The organism is Litorimonas haliclonae (assembly GCF_965138505.1).
Taxonomy (GTDB): Bacteria; Pseudomonadota; Alphaproteobacteria; order Caulobacterales; family Maricaulaceae; genus Litorimonas; species Litorimonas haliclonae.
The window spans coordinates 1-22113 of record NZ_CBCSCO010000002.1; the positions used below are offsets into that span (position 1 = coordinate 1).

General features: G+C 50.5%; 21 protein-coding genes. 5 read left to right on the top strand and 16 right to left on the bottom strand.

Features of this window, described 5'->3' with window-relative positions; all coding sequences use genetic code 11:
* Window positions 1–110: 110 nt before the first annotated feature.
* From acnA to mtaB, 5 genes are all read right to left on the bottom strand, one after another.
* The gene (gene acnA / locus ACNA05_RS04065) at window positions 111–2801 is read right to left on the bottom strand and encodes an aconitate hydratase AcnA (RefSeq protein ID WP_415810120.1); all 2691 of its coding nucleotides are present in this window, start codon (window positions 2799–2801) and stop codon (window positions 111–113) included.
* 122 nt (window positions 2802–2923) lie between these two features.
* Complete coding sequence (locus tag ACNA05_RS04070) at window positions 2924–3184, bottom strand: hypothetical protein (RefSeq protein WP_415810121.1); 261 nt, start codon at window positions 3182–3184, stop codon at window positions 2924–2926.
* Between the two features lie 96 nt (window positions 3185–3280).
* Window positions 3281–3889, bottom strand: a complete 609-nt coding sequence (locus ACNA05_RS04075) for an inner membrane-spanning protein YciB (protein WP_415810122.1) — start codon at window positions 3887–3889, stop codon at window positions 3281–3283.
* A 109-nt stretch (window positions 3890–3998) separates the two neighbouring features.
* Window positions 3999–5792: a signal recognition particle-docking protein FtsY gene (gene ftsY, locus ACNA05_RS04080; protein WP_415810123.1), complete on the bottom strand. Its 1794-nt coding sequence runs from the start codon at window positions 5790–5792 to the stop codon at window positions 3999–4001.
* Window positions 5792–7090 carry a tRNA (N(6)-L-threonylcarbamoyladenosine(37)-C(2))-methylthiotransferase MtaB gene (gene mtaB, locus ACNA05_RS04085; RefSeq protein WP_415810124.1) on the bottom strand — a complete coding sequence of 433 codons (1299 nt, stop codon included), beginning with the start codon at window positions 7088–7090 and terminating at the stop codon, window positions 5792–5794. Before mtaB ends, ftsY begins: the two co-directional genes overlap by 1 nt.
* Window positions 7091–7156: 66 nt before the next feature.
* Between mtaB and ACNA05_RS04090 the strand changes: the two genes are divergently transcribed.
* Window positions 7157–7960 (top strand): class I SAM-dependent methyltransferase, encoded by an 804-nt coding sequence (locus ACNA05_RS04090; protein WP_415810125.1) that lies wholly within the window; start codon window positions 7157–7159, stop codon window positions 7958–7960.
* A 7-nt stretch (window positions 7961–7967) separates the two neighbouring features.
* Here the strand turns inward: ACNA05_RS04090 and ACNA05_RS04095 are convergent, their stop codons facing one another.
* From ACNA05_RS04095 to ACNA05_RS04110, 4 genes are all read right to left on the bottom strand, one after another.
* The gene (locus ACNA05_RS04095) at window positions 7968–8468 is read right to left on the bottom strand and encodes an invasion associated locus B family protein (RefSeq protein WP_415810126.1); all 501 of its coding nucleotides are present in this window, start codon (window positions 8466–8468) and stop codon (window positions 7968–7970) included.
* 76 nt (window positions 8469–8544) lie between these two features.
* Window positions 8545–9918, bottom strand: a complete 1374-nt coding sequence (locus ACNA05_RS04100) for an MFS transporter (RefSeq protein ID WP_415810128.1) — start codon at window positions 9916–9918, stop codon at window positions 8545–8547.
* Window positions 9915–10718 (bottom strand): lysophospholipid acyltransferase family protein, encoded by an 804-nt coding sequence (locus ACNA05_RS04105; RefSeq protein WP_415810129.1) that lies wholly within the window; start codon window positions 10716–10718, stop codon window positions 9915–9917. The genes ACNA05_RS04100 and ACNA05_RS04105 overlap by 4 nt, the downstream gene beginning before the upstream one ends.
* 3 nt (window positions 10719–10721) lie before the next feature.
* Window positions 10722–11315, bottom strand: a complete 594-nt coding sequence (locus tag ACNA05_RS04110) for a TetR/AcrR family transcriptional regulator (protein ID WP_415810130.1) — start codon at window positions 11313–11315, stop codon at window positions 10722–10724.
* Between the two features lie 267 nt (window positions 11316–11582).
* On the opposite strand from ACNA05_RS04110, the gene ACNA05_RS04115 reads away from it, so the two are divergent.
* Window positions 11583–12368, top strand: coding sequence for an SDR family NAD(P)-dependent oxidoreductase (locus tag ACNA05_RS04115; RefSeq protein ID WP_415810131.1), 786 nt, complete (start codon window positions 11583–11585; stop codon window positions 12366–12368).
* A 78-nt stretch (window positions 12369–12446) separates the two neighbouring features.
* On the top strand, window positions 12447–13490 hold the full coding sequence (locus ACNA05_RS04120) for a cupin-like domain-containing protein (RefSeq protein WP_415810132.1): 1044 nt from the start codon (window positions 12447–12449) through the stop codon (window positions 13488–13490).
* Between the two features lie 6 nt (window positions 13491–13496).
* On the opposite strand, the gene cobT is transcribed toward ACNA05_RS04120, so the two are convergent.
* From cobT to ACNA05_RS04140, 4 genes are all read right to left on the bottom strand, one after another.
* The gene (gene cobT, locus ACNA05_RS04125) at window positions 13497–15299 is read right to left on the bottom strand and encodes a cobaltochelatase subunit CobT (protein WP_415810133.1); all 1803 of its coding nucleotides are present in this window, start codon (window positions 15297–15299) and stop codon (window positions 13497–13499) included.
* Window positions 15300–15329: 30 nt separating this feature from the next.
* Window positions 15330–15620 carry a hypothetical protein gene (locus ACNA05_RS04130; protein ID WP_415810134.1) on the bottom strand — a complete coding sequence of 97 codons (291 nt, stop codon included), beginning with the start codon at window positions 15618–15620 and terminating at the stop codon, window positions 15330–15332.
* A 35-nt stretch (window positions 15621–15655) separates the two neighbouring features.
* Window positions 15656–16648: a cobaltochelatase subunit CobS gene (gene cobS, locus ACNA05_RS04135; protein ID WP_415810135.1), complete on the bottom strand. Its 993-nt coding sequence runs from the start codon at window positions 16646–16648 to the stop codon at window positions 15656–15658.
* Between the two features lie 160 nt (window positions 16649–16808).
* Window positions 16809–17426: a J domain-containing protein gene (locus ACNA05_RS04140; protein ID WP_415810137.1), complete on the bottom strand. Its 618-nt coding sequence runs from the start codon at window positions 17424–17426 to the stop codon at window positions 16809–16811.
* A gap of 40 nt (window positions 17427–17466) precedes the next feature.
* On the opposite strand from ACNA05_RS04140, the gene ACNA05_RS04145 reads away from it, so the two are divergent.
* A complete protein-coding gene (locus ACNA05_RS04145) occupies window positions 17467–17745 on the top strand; it encodes a BolA family protein (RefSeq protein WP_415810138.1) in 279 nt (92 codons plus the stop codon).
* Window positions 17746–17862: 117 nt separating this feature from the next.
* Complete coding sequence (locus tag ACNA05_RS04150; protein ID WP_415810139.1) at window positions 17863–19011, top strand: PQQ-dependent sugar dehydrogenase; 1149 nt, start codon at window positions 17863–17865, stop codon at window positions 19009–19011.
* A 48-nt stretch (window positions 19012–19059) separates the two neighbouring features.
* Here ACNA05_RS04150 and ACNA05_RS04155 read toward each other — a convergent pair whose 3' ends face one another.
* From ACNA05_RS04155 to ACNA05_RS04165, 3 genes are read right to left on the bottom strand one after another with little or no spacing between them, the layout of a single operon-like run.
* Complete coding sequence (locus ACNA05_RS04155; protein ID WP_415810140.1) at window positions 19060–20367, bottom strand: HlyC/CorC family transporter; 1308 nt, start codon at window positions 20365–20367, stop codon at window positions 19060–19062.
* Entirely contained in the window at window positions 20368–21522 is a 1155-nt protein-coding gene (gene aroB / locus ACNA05_RS04160) for a 3-dehydroquinate synthase (protein WP_415810141.1), read from the bottom strand. It abuts the gene before it with no gap.
* Between the two features lie 24 nt (window positions 21523–21546).
* Window positions 21547–22110 (bottom strand): shikimate kinase, encoded by a 564-nt coding sequence (locus ACNA05_RS04165; protein WP_415810142.1) that lies wholly within the window; start codon window positions 22108–22110, stop codon window positions 21547–21549.
* Between the last annotated feature and the right edge of the window lie 3 nt (window positions 22111–22113).

A 22113-nucleotide genomic window follows, 5' to 3' on the forward strand; every position in this document is an offset into this window, starting at 1 on the left:
AGGGGGCGGAGGCGGCGGAAGCTGGTAGGTTTTCTTTCGCCCAATCATCATAGCTCAATAAAAAACCCGCCTAAAAAAGCGGGTTTTTAAATTTATTGTTTCAGCGTGGCTTATTCAGCGGCGACTGCTTCCCGGGCAAGATTCCGAAGCACGTAATGAAGAATGCCGCCATTGCGGTAATATTCCATCTCGTTTTCGGTGTCGATGCGCACCTTGGCCGTGACAGATTTCTTTGATCCATCCGGGAATGTAATCATGACGTCAACTGTGCTTCGCGGTGTGATGTCTTTCAGGCCGGCAATGTCAACAGTCTCTTTCCCTGTCAGCCCGAGCTCTTCCCAGCCATCGCCGTCTTGGAATTCAAGAGGAAGCACGCCCATACCAATCAGGTTGGAGCGGTGAATACGTTCAAAGCTATCTGCGATAACGGCTTTTACGCCAAGAAGGATCGTGCCTTTGGCCGCCCAGTCGCGGGAGGACCCGTTTCCGTATAGACCGCCTGCAAAGACGACGAGGTCTTTACCGTCCGCTTTGTATTTTTCAGCCGCGTCAAAAATACTCATGACTTCATCTGTTGGGACATAAGTCGTGACGCCGCCAACCGTGCCGGGGGCCATCAGGTTTTTAATCCGAATATTGGCAAAGGTGCCGCGCATCATAACTTCATGGTTGCCGCGACGAGAGCCGAAGGAGTTGAATTCGGCCCGCTCGACATTGTGGTCTTTAAGATAACGACCTGCCGGGCCGTCGGCCTTAATGGAGCCAGCAGGGCTGATGTGGTCGGTTGTGATAGAGTCGCCGAGCAACGCCAGAATATTGGCGTTCTTGACGTCTTCGATCGGATCTGGCGTCGTCGTCATGCCCTCAAAATAAGGGGGGTTTCGAACGTAAGTTGAATCCGGCTGCCAATCATAGGTTTCGCCGCCTGTCACTTTGATTTTCTGCCACTGTTTGTCACCTTTATAGAGGTCGCCATAGCGGTCTGTGAACATTTTGCGGTTAATAATCTTGCGCACGACCTCAGCAATTTCTGCTGAATCCGGCCAGATGTCTTTCAGATAAACGTCATTGCCGTCTTTATCGACGCCCAGCGGATCTGCTTCGAAATCGTGATGCATTGATCCGGCCAGAGCGTAGGCGACGACCAAAGGCGGAGACGCCAGGAAGTTGGCTTTAATATCCGGGCCAATACGGCCTTCAAAGTTTCGGTTGCCTGAGAGAACGGAACAGGAAACGAGGTCGCCTTCAGCAATTGCTTCGGCCAATTCAGGTGCCAATGGACCAGAGTTACCGATACAGGTTGTGCAGCCATAGCCGACAACATCAAATCCAAGTTGGTTCAACTCTTTCTGAAGATTGGACTTTTCCAAATATTCGCCAACTACTTGCGATCCGGGTGCGAGGGAGGTTTTCACCCAAGGCTTAACGGTCAGGCCAAGTTTATTGGCTTTTTGAGCCACAAGACCCGCCGCCATCATAACAGACGGGTTGGAAGTGTTGGTGCAGGATGTAATAGCTGCGATAAAGACATCGCCGTGATCAACGGAGTAATCTTTGCCTTTGACCTCTACAGAAGAGTCGCCATCCGGTGTTTTTTCAAATTCATCCCGCAAGATTTTAGCAAATGTTTTATTTGCGCCTTTTAAATCAAAACGGTCTTGCGGACGCTTAGGTCCGGCAAGAGACGGCATAACAGTCGTCATGTCGAGTGATAATGTATCCGTATATTCCGGTGTGACTTCATCGCGCCACAGGCCTTGAGCCTTCGCATAGGCTTCCACAAGCTCGACACGAGATTCTTCACGGCCAGTTGCCTCAAGATATTTCAATGTGTCTGAATCGATGGGGAAGAATCCGCAAGTCGCGCCGTATTCCGGCGCCATATTGGCAATGGTCGCCTGATCTTCGAGTGACATGGAATCAAGCCCGTCACCGTAAAATTCGACGAATTTTCCGACAACGCCTTTTTCGCGGAGCATTTGCACAACGCGCAATACGAGGTCAGTCGCTGTAGTGCCTTCAACCAGTTTACCTTTCAGTTCGAAGCCAACCACTTCAGGGATGAGCATGGAAATAGGCTGACCAAGCATAGCGGCTTCGGCTTCGATACCGCCGACGCCCCAACCTAAAACGGAGAGGCCGTTGATCATGGTTGTGTGAGAGTCTGTCCCGACCAAAGTGTCAGGGAAGGCGTAAGTTTTGCCGCCCTCTGTTTTCGTCCAGACTGTCTGAGCCAAGTTCTCTAGGTTTACCTGGTGACAAATACCTGTTCCCGGAGGAACAACCGCGAAATTGTCAAAGGCTTCCTGACCCCATTTCAAGAAGTCATACCGCTCGCCGTTACGCTCATATTCACGTTTGACGTTTTTCTTGAATGCCTGCGGCGTGCCGTAATAATCCACCATCACCGAATGGTCGATGACAAGGTGAACAGGATTAAGCGGGTTAATCGCTTCGGCAGACCCGCCCAGATTGACCATTGCGTCGCGCATAGCCGCCAGATCGACCACAGCGGGAACGCCGGTGAAATCTTGCATCAGAACGCGCGCTGGACGATAGGCGATTTCATGAGTGGATGTTTTTGGGCCGAGCCAGTCTGCAATGGCCTGAATATCTTCTTTCTTAACAGTATTGCCATCTTCGTGGCGGAGTAGATTTTCCAAAAGGACTTTTAAGGAGCGAGGCAGTTTGGATATATTTTTTAATCCATTTTTCTCTGCTTCTTTTAGGTCGAAATAGGTATAGGTGCCGCCGCGTACTTCTAACGTACGTTCGCAATTAAAACTGTCCAGTGAGGCCATGGGAAATCCTTAGTCTTGAAATATCTTCGAATATACGCGGTCTTATAGCAGGATAAGGGCCGTATTCAATTGTAAAGCGCGGTCAAAGCAGGAGCGAATAGTCGTTAGACCCAATGTGAAGGTTAAAGGGACTGAGCCAAAAGCCGCCACGCATATTCACATAAGCGCCGCCCGGCCAAACGTTCCATCAAGTAGGTGTTCAACGCTTTTTGTTCGTCCGTAAATGGTTGGAAAGCGTTCACATTGTGCGCTGACCGTAAAATATAGAGGAAGGTTTGAGAGGGGGTTTGAGCTGCCTCCCATTCTGCACTGGAAGGGCTTCCCGATTCGATCGATTGAATGACAGCTTCCAGGCGGGACTGAACTTCGCTCCTGCGAATCAAATTGCTCTCTACCAATTGTCCCATGGGCAGCGCGGTATCACGGCCGCCTCATTTTACAATTGGCTGAAGAGGTTATGGTGAATCAAATCTTAAGCCTCAGGCCTGACTGTCTTCGTCGCCTGTCTTCATTCTCCCAAAACGTTGAATGAAGGGGATTTGAGTGAGAGTAAAGATTATGGTCAGAGGGAAGAAACCGAACACCTTAAAGCCCGCCCAGAAGTCTTCGGAAAAATTACGCCAAATAATTTCGTTGAGAACCGCCATTGCAAAAAAGAAGAGTCCCCAGCGGATAGCGAGTACATTCCACTTGTCGTCGGCAAGCTCGATCGCGCTCCCCATCAATAGTTTGACTACATTTTTCTTGAAGAAGACTCCTCCAATCACCGCGAGCCCGAAAAGTGTGTTTAAAATTGTCGGCTTCATGAAAAAGATAACTTTATTTCCAGTGAAAAAAGCAAGACCGGCAAACAATACAACAACTGCCGTCGTAAAAATCAACAGCCCGGAAACATGGCGGTGACGAACCCAGGAATATAGCAGCGCCAGAGTCGCGGTCACGCCCAAGACGCCCGCTGCATAGATCATAGCGTCGTCCGGACTTGTCCGCTTGAAATATTGAAAGGCCGCAAAAAAGATCAAAAGCGGACCAAAATCGAGCCAGAAACTTTGTTTCTTGGCGGGAGGCGGAAGGGTCGGATCAGTCATACATGGCTCATTTTTCTACGCTGAGGGGTGCAGGCCGTGTGCTTTAAAATGGGGTGAATGGCAAGCGCTTGGCAACGGGTCTAAAAAACTCACTCAAACATCTTACGTGCTATTCGCTCATCTCATCGGCCACGCCGGAAAGAGCCGCGGCAAAGACCGGAGCCGAGAAGTTTTCCAAATCCTCAATTCGCTCACCAATCCCAATACAATGAATTGGGAGTTTGTATTTATCCGATAATGCTACGAGCACCCCGCCCTTAGCTGTGCCGTCAAGCTTGGTCATGATAAGGCCGGAAACTTCGGCGGTTTTGGCAAAGGCTTCGGTTTGCATAAGGGCGTTTTGTCCGACCGTCGCGTCCAGCACCAAAATGGAATGATGCGGGGCCGTTTCGTCCTGTTTCTTTATGACGCGAAGGATCTTCGAGAGCTCATCCATCAGCTCTGTCCGGTTCTGCAATCGGCCTGCCGTATCGATCATCAGAATATCAAATTCTTCGCGTCGGGCGCGATCAATTGCATCATAAACCAAGCCAGCGGCGTCCGAACCAAGTTTGCCGGACATGACAGGCGCATTGGCTCTCTCGCCCCAAACAGAAAGCTGTTCAAAAGCGGCGGCGCGGAAAGTGTCTCCGGCTGCGATTAAAACTTTTTTGCCCTCATCCGTAAAACGTTTCGCAATTTTGCCTAAGGTCGTTGTCTTGCCCGATCCATTGACTCCTACAAAAAGCATGATTTGTGGTTTGATAGACCCAAGGACAATGGGTTTCTCAAGGGGCGTCAGGATTTCCGAAATAACATCTGCCAAAGCGATTTTTATTTCCAAATCTGTGATCTGTTTATCAAATTTACTTTCAGCTAAGCGCGAAGTCACCTTCATGGCGGCGCCTGTGCCGAGGTCGGACGCGATCAAAATGTCCTCTAGGTCTTCGAGGGCTTCGTCATCCAGTGTGCGTTTGTTAAAGCTCGCCGCCATACTGTCCGACATGCGGGAAGTGGATTTTCGCAGGCCTGCGGAAATACGGTCGAGGAAATTGGTGCGGACAGGAGTGGGTTCTACCTGCGGCGCCAGTTTCCCCTCGGCTTCCAGTTTGGCGCGCCGTTCAGCTTCGGCTTTGGCGAGAGCTTCGCGTTCATTCGCTTCGCGGGTTGCCCGCTCTTCAGCAATTCGCGCCCGCCGTTCGGCTTCCTGGGCTTCTTCGGCAAGCTGTTTAAGGCGTTCGGCCTCTGCCTCTTTCGCCTGTTTCTCAGCTAGTTTTTCAGCCTCTTCTTCAGCGGCTTTTCGCGCAGCTTCTTCCTGACGAGCGATTTCGGCTTTTTTCGCCGCCTCCGCTTCGGCGCGAGCTTTCGCCTCTGCCTCGGTTTTGGCTAGCAGCGCAGCCTTTTCCTCGGCGTCCTTGGCCGCTTTGAGCGCGGCGTCTTCTTCGGTTTTCCGTCTCGCCTCTGCCTTGGCTTGTTCTTCTGCTTCTTTGCGCTGTGCCTCCGCCCTTTCCGCCGCGAGGGCAGCTTGTTTTTCAGCGAGCGCTTTCGCCTCGGCTTCGGCTTTCTCTTTAGCGGCTTTTACCTTCGCCTCTCGCTCCGCTTTCAGCGTTTGCTCGCGAGCTCTTTCCTCTGCGAGTTGCTTGGCCCGCGCCAAATCTTTTGCGGCCTGAATTTCAGACTGGCGTTGGTCTTCTGCCTCTTGTCTCGCTTTTTCTTCGTCAGAGGTTTCGGTCTCGTCTTGACCGTCCATCGTTCGGGCAGATTTAAGCGCGGCCGCATTAATCGCTGCCATGCGAGCAGCCATTTGTTCATCAACCCGCTTTTGTTCTTCGGCTCGTTTCGCTGCTTCTTCGGCGCGCTTTTCATCCTTTGACTTAAACCCCAGCTTTGAGAGGAACCCTTTTTTCTTTTTCTCTTCAGCCATTAAATCAAAGTACCTATTAGATGGTCGGGGGTTGATCCCGTGATTTCAACTTTTGCCAAGCTACCGCTTTTCGGAGGGCTGTCCACCTTTACCAGAGAGAAATCAGGCAGCCTGCCAAGGCCAGTTTCCTCAAACAGTGCGGTATCTGTCGACCCAATTCGGGTTTTCAAATGATCTGCTTTAAGGCGCGCGCTTTCTTCCCGCAGGACCTTGGCGCGGGCTTTCACGGTATTGCCGTGAACCGGCGGTATTTTCGCTGCCGGCGTGCCTTCGCGGGCGGAATAAGGGAATACATGAAGCCAGGGAATCTCGACTTCTGAAATAATAGAGCGTGAGTTTTCGAACATGGCGTCATCTTCGGTCGGAAATCCCGCGATGATATCTGCTCCAAACGTCATGTCAGGGCGTGCCGCTTTCAGGCGCTGACAAAGCTCTATAACATCAGCGCGGCTGTGGCGGCGCTTCATCCGTTTCAATATCATGTCATCCCCGGCCTGTAGAGAGAGATGCAAATAGGGCGTCATCCGGATGTCGTTTACGAGCAGATCAAATAAAACCTCATCCACCTCTGCCGGATCAATAGAGGAGAGACGCAGACGTGGCAGGCCCGGCACAAGTTTTAGCACTCGCCTCACCAAATCCCCGAGTGGCGGTTTACCTGGGAGGTCTCCGCCCCAACTCGACAAATCGACCCCTGTCAGCACAACTTCGTTATAGCCTTGCGCCACGAGTGAGCGGACAGAATTGACAACTTCTCCGGCAGGGACGCTACGCGCATTGCCGCGGCCATAAGGGATGATGCAGAATGTGCAGCGATGATCGCATCCGTTTTGGACTTGTAGGAAAGCCCGGCTGCGGTTTTGTGATTTCTCTAAGGGTTGGTTTCCGCCGCCCATAAATTGCGGCGCGGTTTCGGCAACGCTCATAATGTCGTTGACGCGAATAGGTTCTGAGCTTTCCAAAAACTCCGGGTCGAAACTTAATGGCGACATTTTCTCGTGATTGCCAATAACTTTATCGACGCCTTTAATGGCGGCAAAAGCGGTCGGATCAATTTGCGCGGCGCACCCCGTGACGATGACGGTGGCCTCAGGGTTTTCGCGCCGGGCCTTCCGCACTTGGCGGCGGCTTTCGGCCACGGCTTCGTTTGTTACGGCGCATGTATTTATAACGATAGCGTCTTTCAGGCCTGAGTCCCGCGCATGGCCGGCTATTACATCACTCTCATAGGCGTTCAGCCGACAGCCCAAGGTGATGACTTTCGTTTCGCTTTCGCCGATGTCAGGGCTCTGTGCCATGTCGCGCTACATGGTCACTAAATTATATGTGGTCAAGGCAGGTGCACACGGGTAAGGCGGCAAACGATGAAAGCGCTGCTGAAAAAAGTCGTTCCTTTGCCCGTGAGGGTGGAAATTAAAAAGCTTGGTCATGCCTGGCTAGATTGGCGTGATCCCGTCGCGGGGAAACGCGTGCCATCCCGAAGAGATACTTTTATTGGCGGCGGTGACTTCGTTGCCGTGGGAGAAGGCTTTTTTAAGACGTTGAAACGTCACGGCCTCCGCAAAGAGCATAGCGTTTTGGATATTGGCTGCGGGCAGGGCCGAATGGCGCGGCCAATGGTTGATTTTCTAACAGGCAATTATTTGGGAATGGATATTAATGCCGCCGGGATAGCTTGGTGCCAAGCGCAATATGCGGAGGTTTCTAATTTCGAATTCCAACATATGGACGTTTATAATTCCCGCTATAACAAAGCGGGGACCCAGGTGGCAGAAGACTATATATTTCCAGTTGAAACCGACCGCTTTGACATGGCTTTTTTAACGTCTGTTTTCACGCATATGTTGGCAAAGGAGGTTGAGAACTACCTCTGTGAGATTTCGCGGAGTCTAAGACAAGGCGGCCAGGTTTTAGCAACATGGTATTTGCTGGATGAAACGAGCCAGGCTGCCGAAAGGCCCCATGTCGATTTTGCCTATGAGTTTGATGCCGTCAGCCGCACCTCGGTCAAGTCCACCCCGGAAGCCGCGATTGCGTTTGATACTGATTTCGTAAAGTCGCTTTATGAAAAAGCCGGATTAGAAATTGTGTCAATCGAGTTTGGTCACTGGGCCCGTCCAGACAGTGCCTATATGCTGCAAGACTTGATTGTCGCTCGAAAAGCCTGAGGCAAAATCAAGAGCAGGCGGATTTTACTTTCCGAAGGGCCGCTGTAATACCGCTGAGAGAGAAGACATAAGACGTTTCTGTCCCGCGTGAGCTTACCGCTTCAACCCGCATGTTCGCGCCCGCGCGCATCTTAGAAATGAGATTTCGCTCGTCGGCGCTAGAATCGACAAAGGCTTCATTTTCCGACGGATACATGGTCACTTTTGTCCGGCCAACATACGCCGCAGGAGATCGAGTGGTTTTGAGCGGATAGCCCGCTAAAAGGCTCGGCTGCTCAGTCGCTGCGCCGGATTTCCAGCTCGCCACCATAAAATAGACATCGCCGTGATTAACAGAGGTGGGCGCGCTAACTTCGGGCTTCGCCAAAGCGAAACAGGTGACGTCACCCCCTTCTGCGCGGGTGTAGACTGTCCAGTCAGAATAAGTGCCTTGCAACTCTTGGTTCGCCGCAAAAGCGGGAAGGGCCGAAGTGGCAGTCAGCATAAGGGCGACGAGAACGCGTTTCATAACGAATACCTGTTGATTTTAGTCTAACTCTATTAGCGCAGATTTAGCGTTAAAACCGCGTTAATATCAGTCAGATTTAACTGCCATAGGTCGTATGCTCTATGGGTTTTATACTTCGATATATAGCATAAGCGGCCACAATCGCGCTGCCAACCACCACCATGATAAATGGAGACTTTGGCGGGAGCCTTAAAATGGCCAAACCAATAAGTCCAAAAGTTGATAAATTTACAAATAAATTGAGCAGCACCGCGCCCGCGCTCATGAGACGCGCCCGATTAGCTGGGTCTGCTCGCCTCTGCGCCATTGCCTGCAAAGGCACGACAAACATTCCGTTAAATATGGAAGACAATACTAAACAGCTCAAAAATAGCGGGGTGTGCCGGTTCTCTAAAAACTCTTCAGCCGTACCCAACCCCTCTCCTGCAAATGTGGGACTTGGTAGAATGACTATGGCTCCAATAAAAATGACGACTCCAACGATGCCTAACGCCGACAGTCTGACGGCTTCCGGTCCCCAGATCGACCAATTTCCGAAAAGCATGACAAAGATAGATCCTACCATGATGGAAAGCGTTGAGAGGACGAGCATCATTATGAGAACACTCGCATTAAAATTCATAACGCTCGCCACATAATCCGGAAATGTTGTGACAAAGACTGTCGATAATCCGTAAAACCACGCAATCCCTAGCATGGGGCGTAAAACGGCGGGCGCTTTGAAGGCCTTGCCAATAGCTGAAAAAGTGGCCGTTAGGGGTTCAAAATTGATTTTTAGATCAGGTATTGGAGCGGGCGCCTTAGGACAAAATTCGGACGCGACCCAGCCTATGACAGCAACGCCGAGGAGAAATATACTTGCCAGTTTTGTCCCTGAAACATCAATGGCGTCCATTGTCCCGTTTAAGACGAGAAATGTTCCGCCTATCTGTCCAACAAGGACGACGACAAAAACAAAGCCGTTCAGCAAGGCGTTACCGCGAATGAGTTCTTTTGGGGTGAGCCATTGCGGCAGAACAGCATTCTTCGTCGGAGAGAAAAAACCCGACTGCGCGCCCATTAAACCCAAGGCGACGGCCAAAATGCGGATATCCACGAGCCAAAACCCCAGCGCCGCGATTAGCATAATCACTATCTCCGCGCGCTTTACCCAGCGCAGCAAGATGCCGCGGTCAACTTTGTCTGCAATCTGTCCCGCAATCGCGCAAATGATTAAAAACGGCCCGGTAAAGATGAGCCCCGCAACGGGCACACGTATTGCCGATGGCAGATCAGAAAGAAAAGCAATCCCGCCAAATGTAATCAGAGCGATGAGGGCGTTTTTCAGTGCATTATCATTGAAGGTCGCCGTCTGCAGGAGAATGAAAAGCGGCGCAAATCGGCGTTTTATGATGAACCCAAACTTGCTCTCTTTTACGGCTTTAACGGGATCAGATGCGATATCAGTCATGCTGTCTTCTCTTCCGCTTCGCGCTTTTCCCGCTTGGCCTTGGCCACAGGGTTTTCACGTTCCTGACCTACATCGGCCGGGTTTAAGGCGCCTAAATTCTTGTAGTCGAGCAGCTCGTTTGATCGGGTCTCTATGCGGTCCTGCAACAGTACCATGAAAGCGTCCTTTTCCATGCCCGGAGCGATGGGCTCCATAAATTCGACTGTGGCAGAGCCGGGGTGTTTATGCCAGTCGGTTTGGTTCCAGCGTTGACCCAAATTACTTGCGACTGGGACGACTGGGCAGCTAAAGTCATTATAGAGATGCCAGACGCCTTTGCGGTAACGATGATGCGTCCCAATCTGGCTGAGGTGGCCTTCGGGAAAAATAAGAATTCGGCGACCCTGGTCGCGTATCAGATCTGCTTGTTCATCCATTTCCTGACGGGCGTCGGATCCACCGCAGCTATCAATAACGATGGCGTTCATCTTGCGCAGAATGCGTTTCAGAAGGGGAATTTTTAAGAGCTGGTCGCCGGTAACAAAGGACAAGTCATTGATGACTGAAAAAATCACATGCCCGTCGCCATAGCTGAGATGTTTCGAGGCTAGAATGCAAACGCCATCAGGAACGCGGTCTCTGCCTTCCACATTGACAGTGATTCCGGCGAACACACGCATACCCCAGCGGATAACCCGGGTGTAGCGTTGCAGCGCCATCATCATCATTTTACGGCCTGGAAGCAACGAGAACAGGACGCACACAATCGCATAAATTCCTGTCATCGTGTAAAAGAATACGTTGAATAATAGAGAGCGCATTTCCTAATCCTCTAGTCCCAAAACAGACAGAACGCCGCGTGTTAACCGCCCTGCATGTGGAATTAAGGGGCCAGCTATCGCTCCCAGAATCTTAGTTTGGGCGGTTTGTAGAACAACTCCTAACGCCATAGCCGCCAACAGGTTCGCGTTTTCACTCGGAAGGTCGCCCCGTTTCATCGCTTTGTCCAAAAGGGACGCTGCGGCGCCCTGCGGGCTTTCTTCAGAGGATTCCGACAAATCGGAAAACCGATGAAGATGAAGGAGATGGTATTTGAAAAGAGGCCAATCCCCATCGGCGATATGACAATAATCTATAACTAAACGCCGGACTTTTTCCGCGATGGACATGTCTGAATTATCAATATCTGTGATCAGCTGGGTGAGACGGTTATGGATCGTCAGCATCAAAGCACGAGCCAAATCTTCCTTGCTTTTAAAATGGCGATATAAAAGTCCTTCGGAAACGTCAGCCTTTTCCGCGATCCGTTTCGTCGACACCCCTTCGATTGTGGACTCGGAAAACAAGAATAGAGCCGCACGTTCGATTCGGCCCTTTCCGCTTTCAGAATCTGCAATGATCTGGGGGTAAATCTTCATAGGGGTTCTAATATCAGTCAAGCTACACCCAAATCATGGGTAAGTGAGCAATCACTTATAAATCCTTATCCGCCCTGTTAATTCTTGTCAATGAATTTTAGACGTATAAGTGATTGCTCACTTTTAAGTGGTCGGCCTGATACATATAAGAGCCTTTCATTCTGGTAGTGTATAAAATATGAAGGCCCCGTTATTTAACTTTACCCAAGACAGACCGCTCTCTTTTTCGAGGGTCAAACAGACTTAAACATTTTACAGGATAAGCTTATGAAACTCTCTTCCGATATTTCAGCAATTGTTACGGGCGGCGCGTCCGGCCTTGGCGAAGCTACAGCACGCGGCCTAGCCGCAAAAGGCGTCAAAGTCGGCATATTCGATATGAATGAAGAGGACGGCCAAAGGGTCGCCAAAGAAATTGGCGGTGTATTTGCCAAAGTAAATGTAGCCGATAATGCGAGTGTTGATGCTGGTTTCAAAGCTATCCGGGAAGCTCATGGCCAAGAACGCATTATGGTCAATTGCGCTGGCATTGGCGGCGGCATTAAAACTGTGTCTCGTAAGCGCGATACGGGCGAGATCGTTCCACATGATGTGGAAGCCTATATCCGCATTATCAATATCAACCTCATCGGGAGCTTTCTCTGCGCGTCCAAATCAGCTGCTGGTATGATGACACTTGATCCGACAGAGCCTGACGGCGAACGCGGATTGGTTATAAATACAGCCTCCGTTGCCGCTCAAGATGGCCAAATAGGGCAGGTTGCCTATTCCAGCTCGAAGGGCGGGATCCTCGCGATGGCGTTGCCGATGGCGCGAGACCTGGCGCGTGAAGGCATTCGCGTGAACACAATCCTTCCGGGATTCTACGAAACGCCAATTTATGAGCAAATGAAACCAGAAGTGAAAGAGAGCTTAAAAGCCCATCTTCAGTTCCCGGTTCGTTTTGGTCAGCCGAAGGAATATGCTCAAGTTGTCGAGTTCATGTGTGAGCACAGCTATATCAATGCTGAATATATCCGCACGGACGCCGGCGCTCGAATGCCGCCGCGCTAAACTAAACTTTCCGAACAAGTGGATAGTAAATAAGCCTTCCTCTTTCACCGGAGGGGGGCATGCCTTATAGCCAGCTGTATGGCGAATTTGAATATCTTCGAAACTGACATTCCGTCCCTTCCGGTGATGGAAAACATAAACCAGCAACAATTTGATGAAGACATTCGACCGGCGGGAAAGCCGGTCATTCTTCGAGGCCTTGTTAAGAATTGGCCAGCCGTTCAATCCGGTCAGACATCGGCTCAGGCGATCGGAAACTATCTAAAACAAATGGATAATCAGAGGCCGGCCATGACGTTTGTTGGGCCGCCGGAGGTGGAAGGCCGATATTTTTATTCCCCTGATATGAGGGGATTTAATTTTGAAAAAAGACAAATTCCGCTTAGCGCGACAATAGCTAAACTCTTGAAGGAAAAGGACGCCGCGGATCCAATAAGTATTTACGCCGGAGCGACGCCTGCTTCAGATTTATTGCCTGACTTCGGCAAATCAAACCCTATGCCGCTTTTGGGGAATGAAGTGCCGCCTCTCGTTTGGGTCGGAAACGCCGCCCGTATCGCCCCCCATTTCGATGCCTCGGAAAACATCGCCTGTTCTGTTGCAGGGAAGCGGACATTTCTGATATTTCCGCCTGATCAGGTTAGTAACCTCTATGTCGGGCCGCTAGAGCATAATATGGCCGGACAACCTGCCAGTATCGTAGACCCCAAAGCTATAGACATAAACAAATTCCCAAAATTCGAGACTGCAATGAAGGCGGCGCAAATCGCTGAGCTGGAGCCAGGAGATGCTGTCTACCTCCCTGCGCTCTGGTGGCATTATGTAGAGTCCTCTGGGCCGTTTAATGTGCTCGTCAATTACTGGTGGAATGGCGTTCAGAAAGGCCCGCCCATGGCCGCCCTTGCATTAACGATGCTAATTCTTCGGGAGCTCCCCCCTACAGAGCGGGCGGCATGGAAAGATATGTTCGATCATTATGTTTTCGGAAAGAACGCGCAGGACATTGCCGCCCATTTGCCTGAATATGCGCGGGGAGTCATCGGAAAAAGCACGCCGCAACGCGACGCTAAAATTAAAGGCTTTGTCGCGGGGCAGTTGCAGAAACTATTTTCAGGGAAATAATCCTATCTAATTATCAAATAGCTCGGCGAGCTTTTCTGTCATCGCGCCGCCCAATTGTTCAACATCCATAATTGTCACGGCGCGTTTATACCAACGCGTCACGTCATGACCGATACCGATAGCGACAAGTTCAACTTCGGATCGGTTTTCAATCATATCGATCATCATGCGCAAATGATTTTCCAGAAGGCCGGACTTATTTTGACTTTGCGTGGCGTCATCGACGGGCGCTCCGTCTGAAATCACCATCATAATCCGGCGCTGTTCAGGCCTGGCCATTAGCCGTTTATAGGCCCATTCCAGCGCTTCGCCGTCAATGTTTTCCTTTAGCAGACCTTCGCGCATCATCAGACCGAGATTTCGTTTGGCCCGGCGCCACGGCATATCCGCGCTTTTATAAACAATATGACGAAGGTCGTTTAGACGTCCGGGTTTCTCAGGCTTGCCATCAGCGAGCCAATCCTGAAACGATTTTCCGCCCTTCCACGCCCGGGTCGTAAAGCCAAGAATTTCAGCCTTTACGCCGCAGCGCTCCAGGGTTCGTGCCATAATATCGGCGGTCACGGCGGCAACCATGATAGGCCGTCCGCGCATGGAGCCTGAATTATCGATCAAAATAGTTACGACCGTATCGCGGAAATCGGTTTCTTTTTCCTCTTTAAAGGTCAGCGCGCTCATCGGGTCAATAATAACCCGTGTCAGACGCGCTGTGTCCAAGACGCCTTCTTCGAGATCGAACGTCCAGGAACGCTGTTGCTGCGCCAGTAAGCGGCGTTGCAGGCGGTTGGCTAGCCGAGAAATCGCACCCGAAAGCCCCTGCATGTGACCATCAAGATAACCGCGAAGACGCTCTAATTCTTCGGGCGGACAAAGATCTTCGGCTTTGATTATTTCGTCATGGCTTGTGGAGTAGACCGTATAAGGCGGCGTCGCATTCGACATATTTGGTCGTTGCGGAGAATTTTCTGCGTCTTGCTCGGCGTCGTCAGGCTCGCCGTCGATATTTTCGGCGTCAACCATATCCTGCGCCTCAGCGGATTCATCTTCCAGCGCGTCGGCGTCGGACACTTCTGTTTGGCCGGGCTCATCCTCAGACGGGCTATCCTCTGGCTGCTCTGGGGACTCATCTTCGTTCTCAGAGTTTTCTTCCTGATCGTCTTCGTCTTCTTCCGGGTTGGCGCGGTCATCATTTAATTGAAAATCGGCAATCAGATCATTTACGGATTTTCCATAGGCTTCCTGATCGCCCATCAGGCCCCGCAGCCGCTCCATATAATCGCCAGCGGTTTGTTCAATTTCCTCCCGCCACGCATCCATAATCCCGTCGGTTGATTTGGGGAGTTTCCGCCCTGTCAGAACTTCGCGGGCATAGAGGCCAACAGCTTCGGCAAAACTTGTGTCGTCTTTGGCAATGTCAATTTTGTCAAAGCCTTTTCGTTTGGCCCGGTCAGACAAGGCGGCTTGGAGGTTGTCGCCTAAGCCAGAGAGGTGCTGGGTTCCGACCGCCTCTATCCGTGCTTGTTCCATGGCCTCGAACACCATTCTGGCCGGACCACTCTCGGGCTGATTTTTACGGTTGGTATCCTTATCGTGAAGGGCCATTCGTAAGGCCAGACCATCAGCTTCGCCTCGCGCCTTAGCGACGGCAAATGGCTTAGGCTTAGGAGGCAAACTCGGGAGCATGACCTGATCCCGAGCAACCCCAGCCACATCTCCCCCGTAAGAAACCTCTAATTCCGGTTCTCCGGAAAGGGCTTTAGTCGCGGCGGCCAACGAACGTTTGAAATTGTCGAGGGGAGAGGAGGTCATGTTTTCTATTTGGTGTCCATAAGTCCTAAATTAAATGATAAACCCTTCGGAGGCCGCTTTTTGGATCACCGGAAGCTGCTTACCGTTAAATTTTTCCTGCGAGTAATCCGACGCTAATCGGGTTAGATGTTTGTCCTCATGCGGATCACTTCCTGACGTCAGAACATTGTGCGCCAGACGATTGGCTTCTTCAGGAGATTTTCCTTCATTTAGGCACGACAGATAATAGAATGATTGAACAAAATTTTTACCGCGTTTTGTGTTAGCTCGGAAAATAACCCACGCCACAAATACAAAAAACAAAATCACGGCGAAAATCATTATAAATCACCCTGTGCCGCTTGCCGGGCCTGTTTCTACGCCACCATCACCGTTGCGGCGCTTTCAGGGAGATCTTTCCCAAAGGCCCGTTGGTAAAATTCGGAAATGATCGGCCGCTCCAGTTCATCGCACTTATTCAGGAACGTGAGCCGGAAAGCCTGCGCGATATCACCGTCAAAAATGCGGGCATTTTCTGCCCAATTCATGACAGTCCTAGGAGACATTACCGTTGAAATGTCTCCGGCGATAAAACTGTTCCGAGTCATATCCGCGACGCGGACCATGGAAGCGATCAGGTCGCGTCCTTCGGCATTGTCGTAAGTCGGAGACTTAGCGAGAACAATCGCTTCCTCTTCATCATGTTCGAGATAGTTTAGCTGGCAAACAATTGACCATCGGTCCATCTGACCTTGGTTGATTTGTTGGGTGCCGTGATAGAGACCTGACGTATCACCAAGTCCAACCGTGTTCGTTGTCGCAAAGATACGAAACGCATTATGCGGGGTGATAACCCGGTTCTGATCCAGCAATGTCAAACGGCCTTGGGCTTCCAAAACCCGTTGGATCACAAACATAACATCGGGACGGCCAGCGTCATATTCGTCAAAAACAAGGGCGACCGGGTTCTGAAGTGCCCAAGGCAGAAGCCCTTCGCGGAATTCCGTAATCTGCTTGCCATCTTTCAGGACAATGGCGTCTTTACCGATCAAATCGATACGAGAGACATGAGAGTCGAGGTTAATTCGAACCATTGGCCAGTTAAGGCGCGCGGCGACTTGTTCGATGTGAGTTGATTTGCCTGTCCCGTGATACCCTTGGACCATGACGCGGCGGTCATGGGCAAAGCCAGCTAGAATGGCCTGCGTTGTCCGATCGTCAAATCGATAGGCGTCATCGACCACCGGAACATATTCGGACGGTTTCGAGAAAGCAGGCACTTCCATGTCAAAATCAACATTGAAAACTTCGCGCGCCGAGACCGTTGTGTCAGGCTGAAAAATCGGGAATTTATCGTCTGTATCAGTCATTCTTCTCTACTTAGTCCTATTTGTCTTTCATCTTGTGTTTCAGTGGGGAAACGCAAGGGATATAGCGCCGAAATTGACGAATGTTCTTTTCCACCTCATGGACTTTGCGCTGGAAAACAAGGCTCGAGTCCTAATTAAAGGCATACATAATTTTCTAGTTCTATCCCAAATCTGTCGTCTTGAGCACTTTATACGCCTTCACCACGCGCGAAAAACTCTCTTCGGTGTTACGCGCGCCTTGGTTGGCGTCGGGATGGAGTTGCTTAACCAGCTGAGTGTAGCGTTTGCGGACGGCCTCTTTGGTCGCGCTTTCATCCATGCCCAGATCATTTAAAGCTTTGAGCTGCATTTTCGACAAGCGGCGACGCGGCGCTTCGGTTTGATCCGCAATTCCGCCGGCGCCAAATATCGAATAGCCTTCCGATGTCGCCGAGGTAGATCCCGCCTTGCGTTTCTTTTGCGCGGACGCCCGCTCGCCGGTATTTTTTTGAACGTCCCATGTCGGTCTGTGCCCGTGCCGGGCCCCGACCTGCCATTCGGCAATGTCTGAATCTGTCATGCCCGAGAAGAAATTCCAGTTCTTGTTGTATTCGCGGGCGTGCTTTTGACAGAAATTGAAATAGTCCCGAAGACGGTCTGGGCTTTTAGGAGCTTTGCAGCCGCCTTTGGAGACGCATCCCGCCCAATCGCATTCCTGCTGATCCGGTTTTGGCTTTTTCTTCGTGCGGGCGACACGAATATCGATGCCTTTGGGTTTATATTCGGAGTTATCGGGCATATATCTACTACGTATTCAGATAATTTAAGGACTGCACAAAATGGGCATTATCGCGGCGGCAATCAAGGAAAAATTGACACAAAAATACACTCCGACGCAGTTGGAAGTTGTTGACGAGTCCTCGAAACATGCTGGTCACGCTGGAGCGGCGGCGCACAAAGAGGCAGGCGGCTCGACTGAAAGCCACTTTCATGTCAAAATCAAAAGCAAAGCTTTTGAAGGTATGAACCGTTTGAGTCGCCACCGCGCTGTCATCGAAACGCTTGGCGACACGATTGAGCAAATCCATGCCATTAGTTTTGATATTGACGCAAATTGAAAGCAGAACAACACTTTTCAATTATTAACTTAAATTAAAGCTAGCAACCGTTAAAGACTTTCGCGCGTAATTAGTTCTAGAACCCAAATTTTATATTCATTCCAAAATAGGTAATTTATGACATACCGTACGCTTTTACTTTCTGCCGCTCTGATAGGAACTTCAACCGTCGCCTCTGCTGATATTGGCAATACAGAAACGATCACTGGAACGGATGATGTTGAGTTGACGGCAACTCATCTTGAAACTTTTAATAAACCCTGGGCCATGGCGTTCTTGCCTGACGGGAAATCCCTTGTGACAGAAAAAGAAGGAACGATTTGGTTGTTAAGCCCAGAAGGTCAGAAACTGGGCGAGATAACTGGCGGGCCTTCCGTGACAGCGAGAGGACAAGGCGGTCTCGGCGATATCTATGTTCCGAAAGATTTCGACCAGACGGGCGAAGTTTATATCTCTTACGTTGAACGGGATGCAAAAGATAACAGCCTGTCCGGGGCCGTGGTTCAAAGCGCGACTTTGACGCTCTCTTCATCAGGCGGCTCACTTTCCAATTTGAAACGCGTTTGGACTCAGTCGCCAAAGGTAACAGGTAATGGTCATTATGGGCACCGCATTGGCGTATCTCCTGATAACTACCTCTTCATCAGCTCCGGGGAGCGCCAAAAATTCACGCCAGCCCAGAATATGGACATGAATTTGGGTAAAGTTATTCGCCTAAATCGCGATGGTTCAATCCCAGAAGATAACCCCTTTGTCGAAAATGGCGGTGTGGCCTCACAAGTTTGGAGTTTGGGACATCGAAATCCGCTCGGATTGGATTTTGATGCAGAGGGTCAGCTTTGGGTGCATGAGATGGGCCCAAAACACGGAGATGAACTAAATAAGATCGTTCGATCAGAAAATTACGGATACCCCGTGGTCTCGAATGGAGACCATTACAGCGGCGTCGAGATTCCGGATCATGACACTATGCCGATTTTTGAAGCCCCCACTGTTTACTGGGTGCCGGCTATTAGCCCTGCTGGATTCTCTATCTATAAGGGCGACGTTTTCTCCGACTGGAAAGGTGACGGCTTTATCGGCGGTCTAAGCTCTCAGGCTTTGATTCGTGTTGACATGGATGCAGAAGACGGCCCCGCCGAGGCCGGACGTTATGAATGGGGCAAACGTATCCGCGAAGTCGAATCCGGGCCGGACGGCGCAATTTATGTTTTAGAAGATGACGAGGGCGGTCGTCTCATGAAATTAATGCCCGCAACGGAATAGATAACTCTTAATTCCGTAAATAATATTAAAGGCCCGAAAGGGCCTTTTTTAATTTGAGTTACTGCCCCTTTGATCCGGCTCATACGTCTTGCTGACTCGCAAAGTCTGGATCTGATTGCGCTGCCGCTCCATAACTTCAAATCGATAGCCATGATAGGCAAAGGCTTGCCCCATAGTCGGGATGGTTTGACTTTCGTGAATGACCAGCCCCGCAATTGTCACCGCTTCATCATCTGGGAGTTTCCAGTCCATTGCCCGGTTTAGATCCCGGATAGCCACGTCGCCGCGCACCGTGACAGACCCGTCTTTCTTTCGCTCAACGCCTTTTATTTCCTCGTCATATTCGTCCTGAATATCTCCGACGATTTCTTCGAGAATATCCTCAAGCGTTATTACGCCCATCAAGGCGCCATATTCGTCGACAACCAAGGCAAAGTGCTCACGTTTAGATTGGAACGCCCGAAGCTGCTTCACAACAGACGTTGTTTCCGGAACGAACCAGGCCTCCCTGGATATTTTTTTCATATTCAACGAGTTCAGATCACCGTCCAACCGAGCAAGAGATTTCAGTAAATCTTTCGCATGAAGAATTCCGATCACATCGTCCGGATCGTCATTGTAAAGTGGAATGCGTGAATGCCCACTCGCTAGAACTTCCTTGATAATTAATTCCGGAGATAAATTAATGTCTACCATGGAAATATTCCGTCGGTGGATCATGACGTCTTCAATGGACAGTTCGCCAATCTCTAAAACGCCGTAGATCTGATCCCGTGCGCGTTTGGCGACGCCGCCTTCTTGGAGGTGGAGGTCAACCGCGCCCTTAATTTCGTCCGCGGCCGTCCAGGCCGACGCGTCGGTGTCGACCCCAAAAATACGCAAGACGAAATTTACAATGACTTGGACAATAGAAACAATCGGGGCAAATATTTTGATAATCAAGGTAATTGGCCGCGCTACTATGAGGGCCAATTTGTCGGGCTGTGAAATCGCATAAGTTTTTGGCAGAACTTCTGCGAAGATCAGGATTAGAACCGTCATGGCAACTGTTGCCGCGGCCAAGGCTAATCCGCCATCCCCAAAGAGACGTGTAAACAGGGCGGTTGTCAGAACGGAAGCCAGGATATTGACAAGATTGTTCCCAAGCAAAATCCCGCCCAATAAGCGTTCCCGCATATTTAAAAGGCGTGTCACCAATGTCGCGCGGCGATCGCCTTCTTTTTCAGCCGAATGCATGCGCACCCGGGAAGCCGCCGTCAGAGAGGTTTCGGAACTGGAAAAAAAGGCGGAGCAAACCAATAGGAGTAAGATGACTCCTATGAGGATAAGATTACTCGGCTCCAATAAAGCGCTCATTTAGGTTGATCCATTTTCAGAAAGTCCATTTTCAGACAGTGTCGTCAGAAAGTTTTTAACATCCTCATCCGGCACGGCTTTTTGTACAAAAGCGTCGCCAATAGCATGGGCAAGAATGAGGGTGATTTTTCCGGCTTCATTTTTTTTATCTTGCCCCATAAACCGTGTAAGCTTGTCCGGGTCAGAGAGGCGCTCCCCTAGGGTTGGAATGCGCGGCATGTCAAGCTTTTCCAAGTGTTTAGACAGTTTTGCCGCGTCTTCTGCCGGGCAGTATCCTGCCTGAACCGAGAAAGAGAATGCCATATCCATTCCGGCGCTCACGGCTTCCCCGTGTAAAAGGTCGCCGTCATAGCCAGCGTCAAGTTCGAGTGCGTGGGCAAAACTATGTCCCAAATTAAGCAGAGCTCTTTGCCCGGATTCCCGTTCGTCCGCCGCAACGATACGAGCTTTGGTTTGGCAAGAGATAAAAATCGCTTTGGACAAGGCGTCAGGGTCTAGACCCAAAAGACGTTTGCCGCCTTCGACGTCAAGCCATTCAAAAAACTTTCGATCCCCTAAAAGTCCATATTTTAGGACTTCCGCGTAGCCTGCCTTTAGGTCACGAACAGAGAGGGTGGAAAGCAAATCCGTATCGGCGATGACGGCTTTAGGCTGGTAAAAAGCGCCAATGAGGTTTTTCCCAAATTCGTTATTAATAGCTGTTTTCCCGCCAACAGAACTGTCGACTTGAGACAAGAGCGTAGTCGGAATCTGGACAAAAGGTATGCCTCTTTTATAGATGCTCGCCGCGAATCCGGCCAAGTCACCTATGACACCGCCCCCAAAGGCAAGGAGTAAATCAGAGCGATCCAGCCCCGCTTTAAACATAGCTTCCAATACGGATTCCAATCCTGCCATGCTCTTTTGCGCTTCGCCCGCCGGGCGGACAATTATATGCGTCGTGTAACCAGAAAGGGCATTGGCCAGAGCGTCTCCGTAAAGCCCATGAACGGTTTCGTCAGTGACGATAATAATTCGCTTGGACGGCACTAAGTTTTGAATAAGGCTTCCTAATCTTGATAGGAGCCCTGACCCGATATGAATTGGGTAACTTCTCTCTCCTAGATCCACCCTAAGCGGCTCAGTGTTGGACGGTATCATTTCGGAAGGGCTCATAATATTAAATGCGCAATTAGAGAATTAGCGGAAATTGGACTGATGACGGTTTATAGCACGGATGACGCGATTGACGGTGCGAATATGAGGGCCTTTTGCGATCGGAACATGGATTTGGGCTAATCCATATATAGGGTCTCGCGCTTTAAAAAGTTCTTCAAGTTTCGCCCGGGGGTCTTCGACCTGGAGAAGCGGACGTTTATTATTTCGACTTACCCTCTCCAGAATAACGTCAATATCGCCTTGCAACCAGATAGTCAGAGAATGGGACAGTAATATATCGCGGGTTGGCTCATGGGTAAAAGCCCCGCCACCTGTGGCGAGGACAATTGAAGGCTTAACAATCTCAGATCCTACGAGCCTCGAAATGACCCGTTTTTCGCCCGCGCGAAATTCGGCTTCGCCGTGATCATGAAAATAACCACTGACGGTTCGGCCGGAGGCGGTTTCTATTTCGTCATCTGAATCATAAAACTCCCGCCCGAGACGTTTTGCCAAACGGCGGCCAATGGTTGTTTTTCCGACCCCCATCATCCCGATGAGGGCAATATGGGGCGTGTTAAACGCCACTTTGTCCTGTCTTGGCATGAC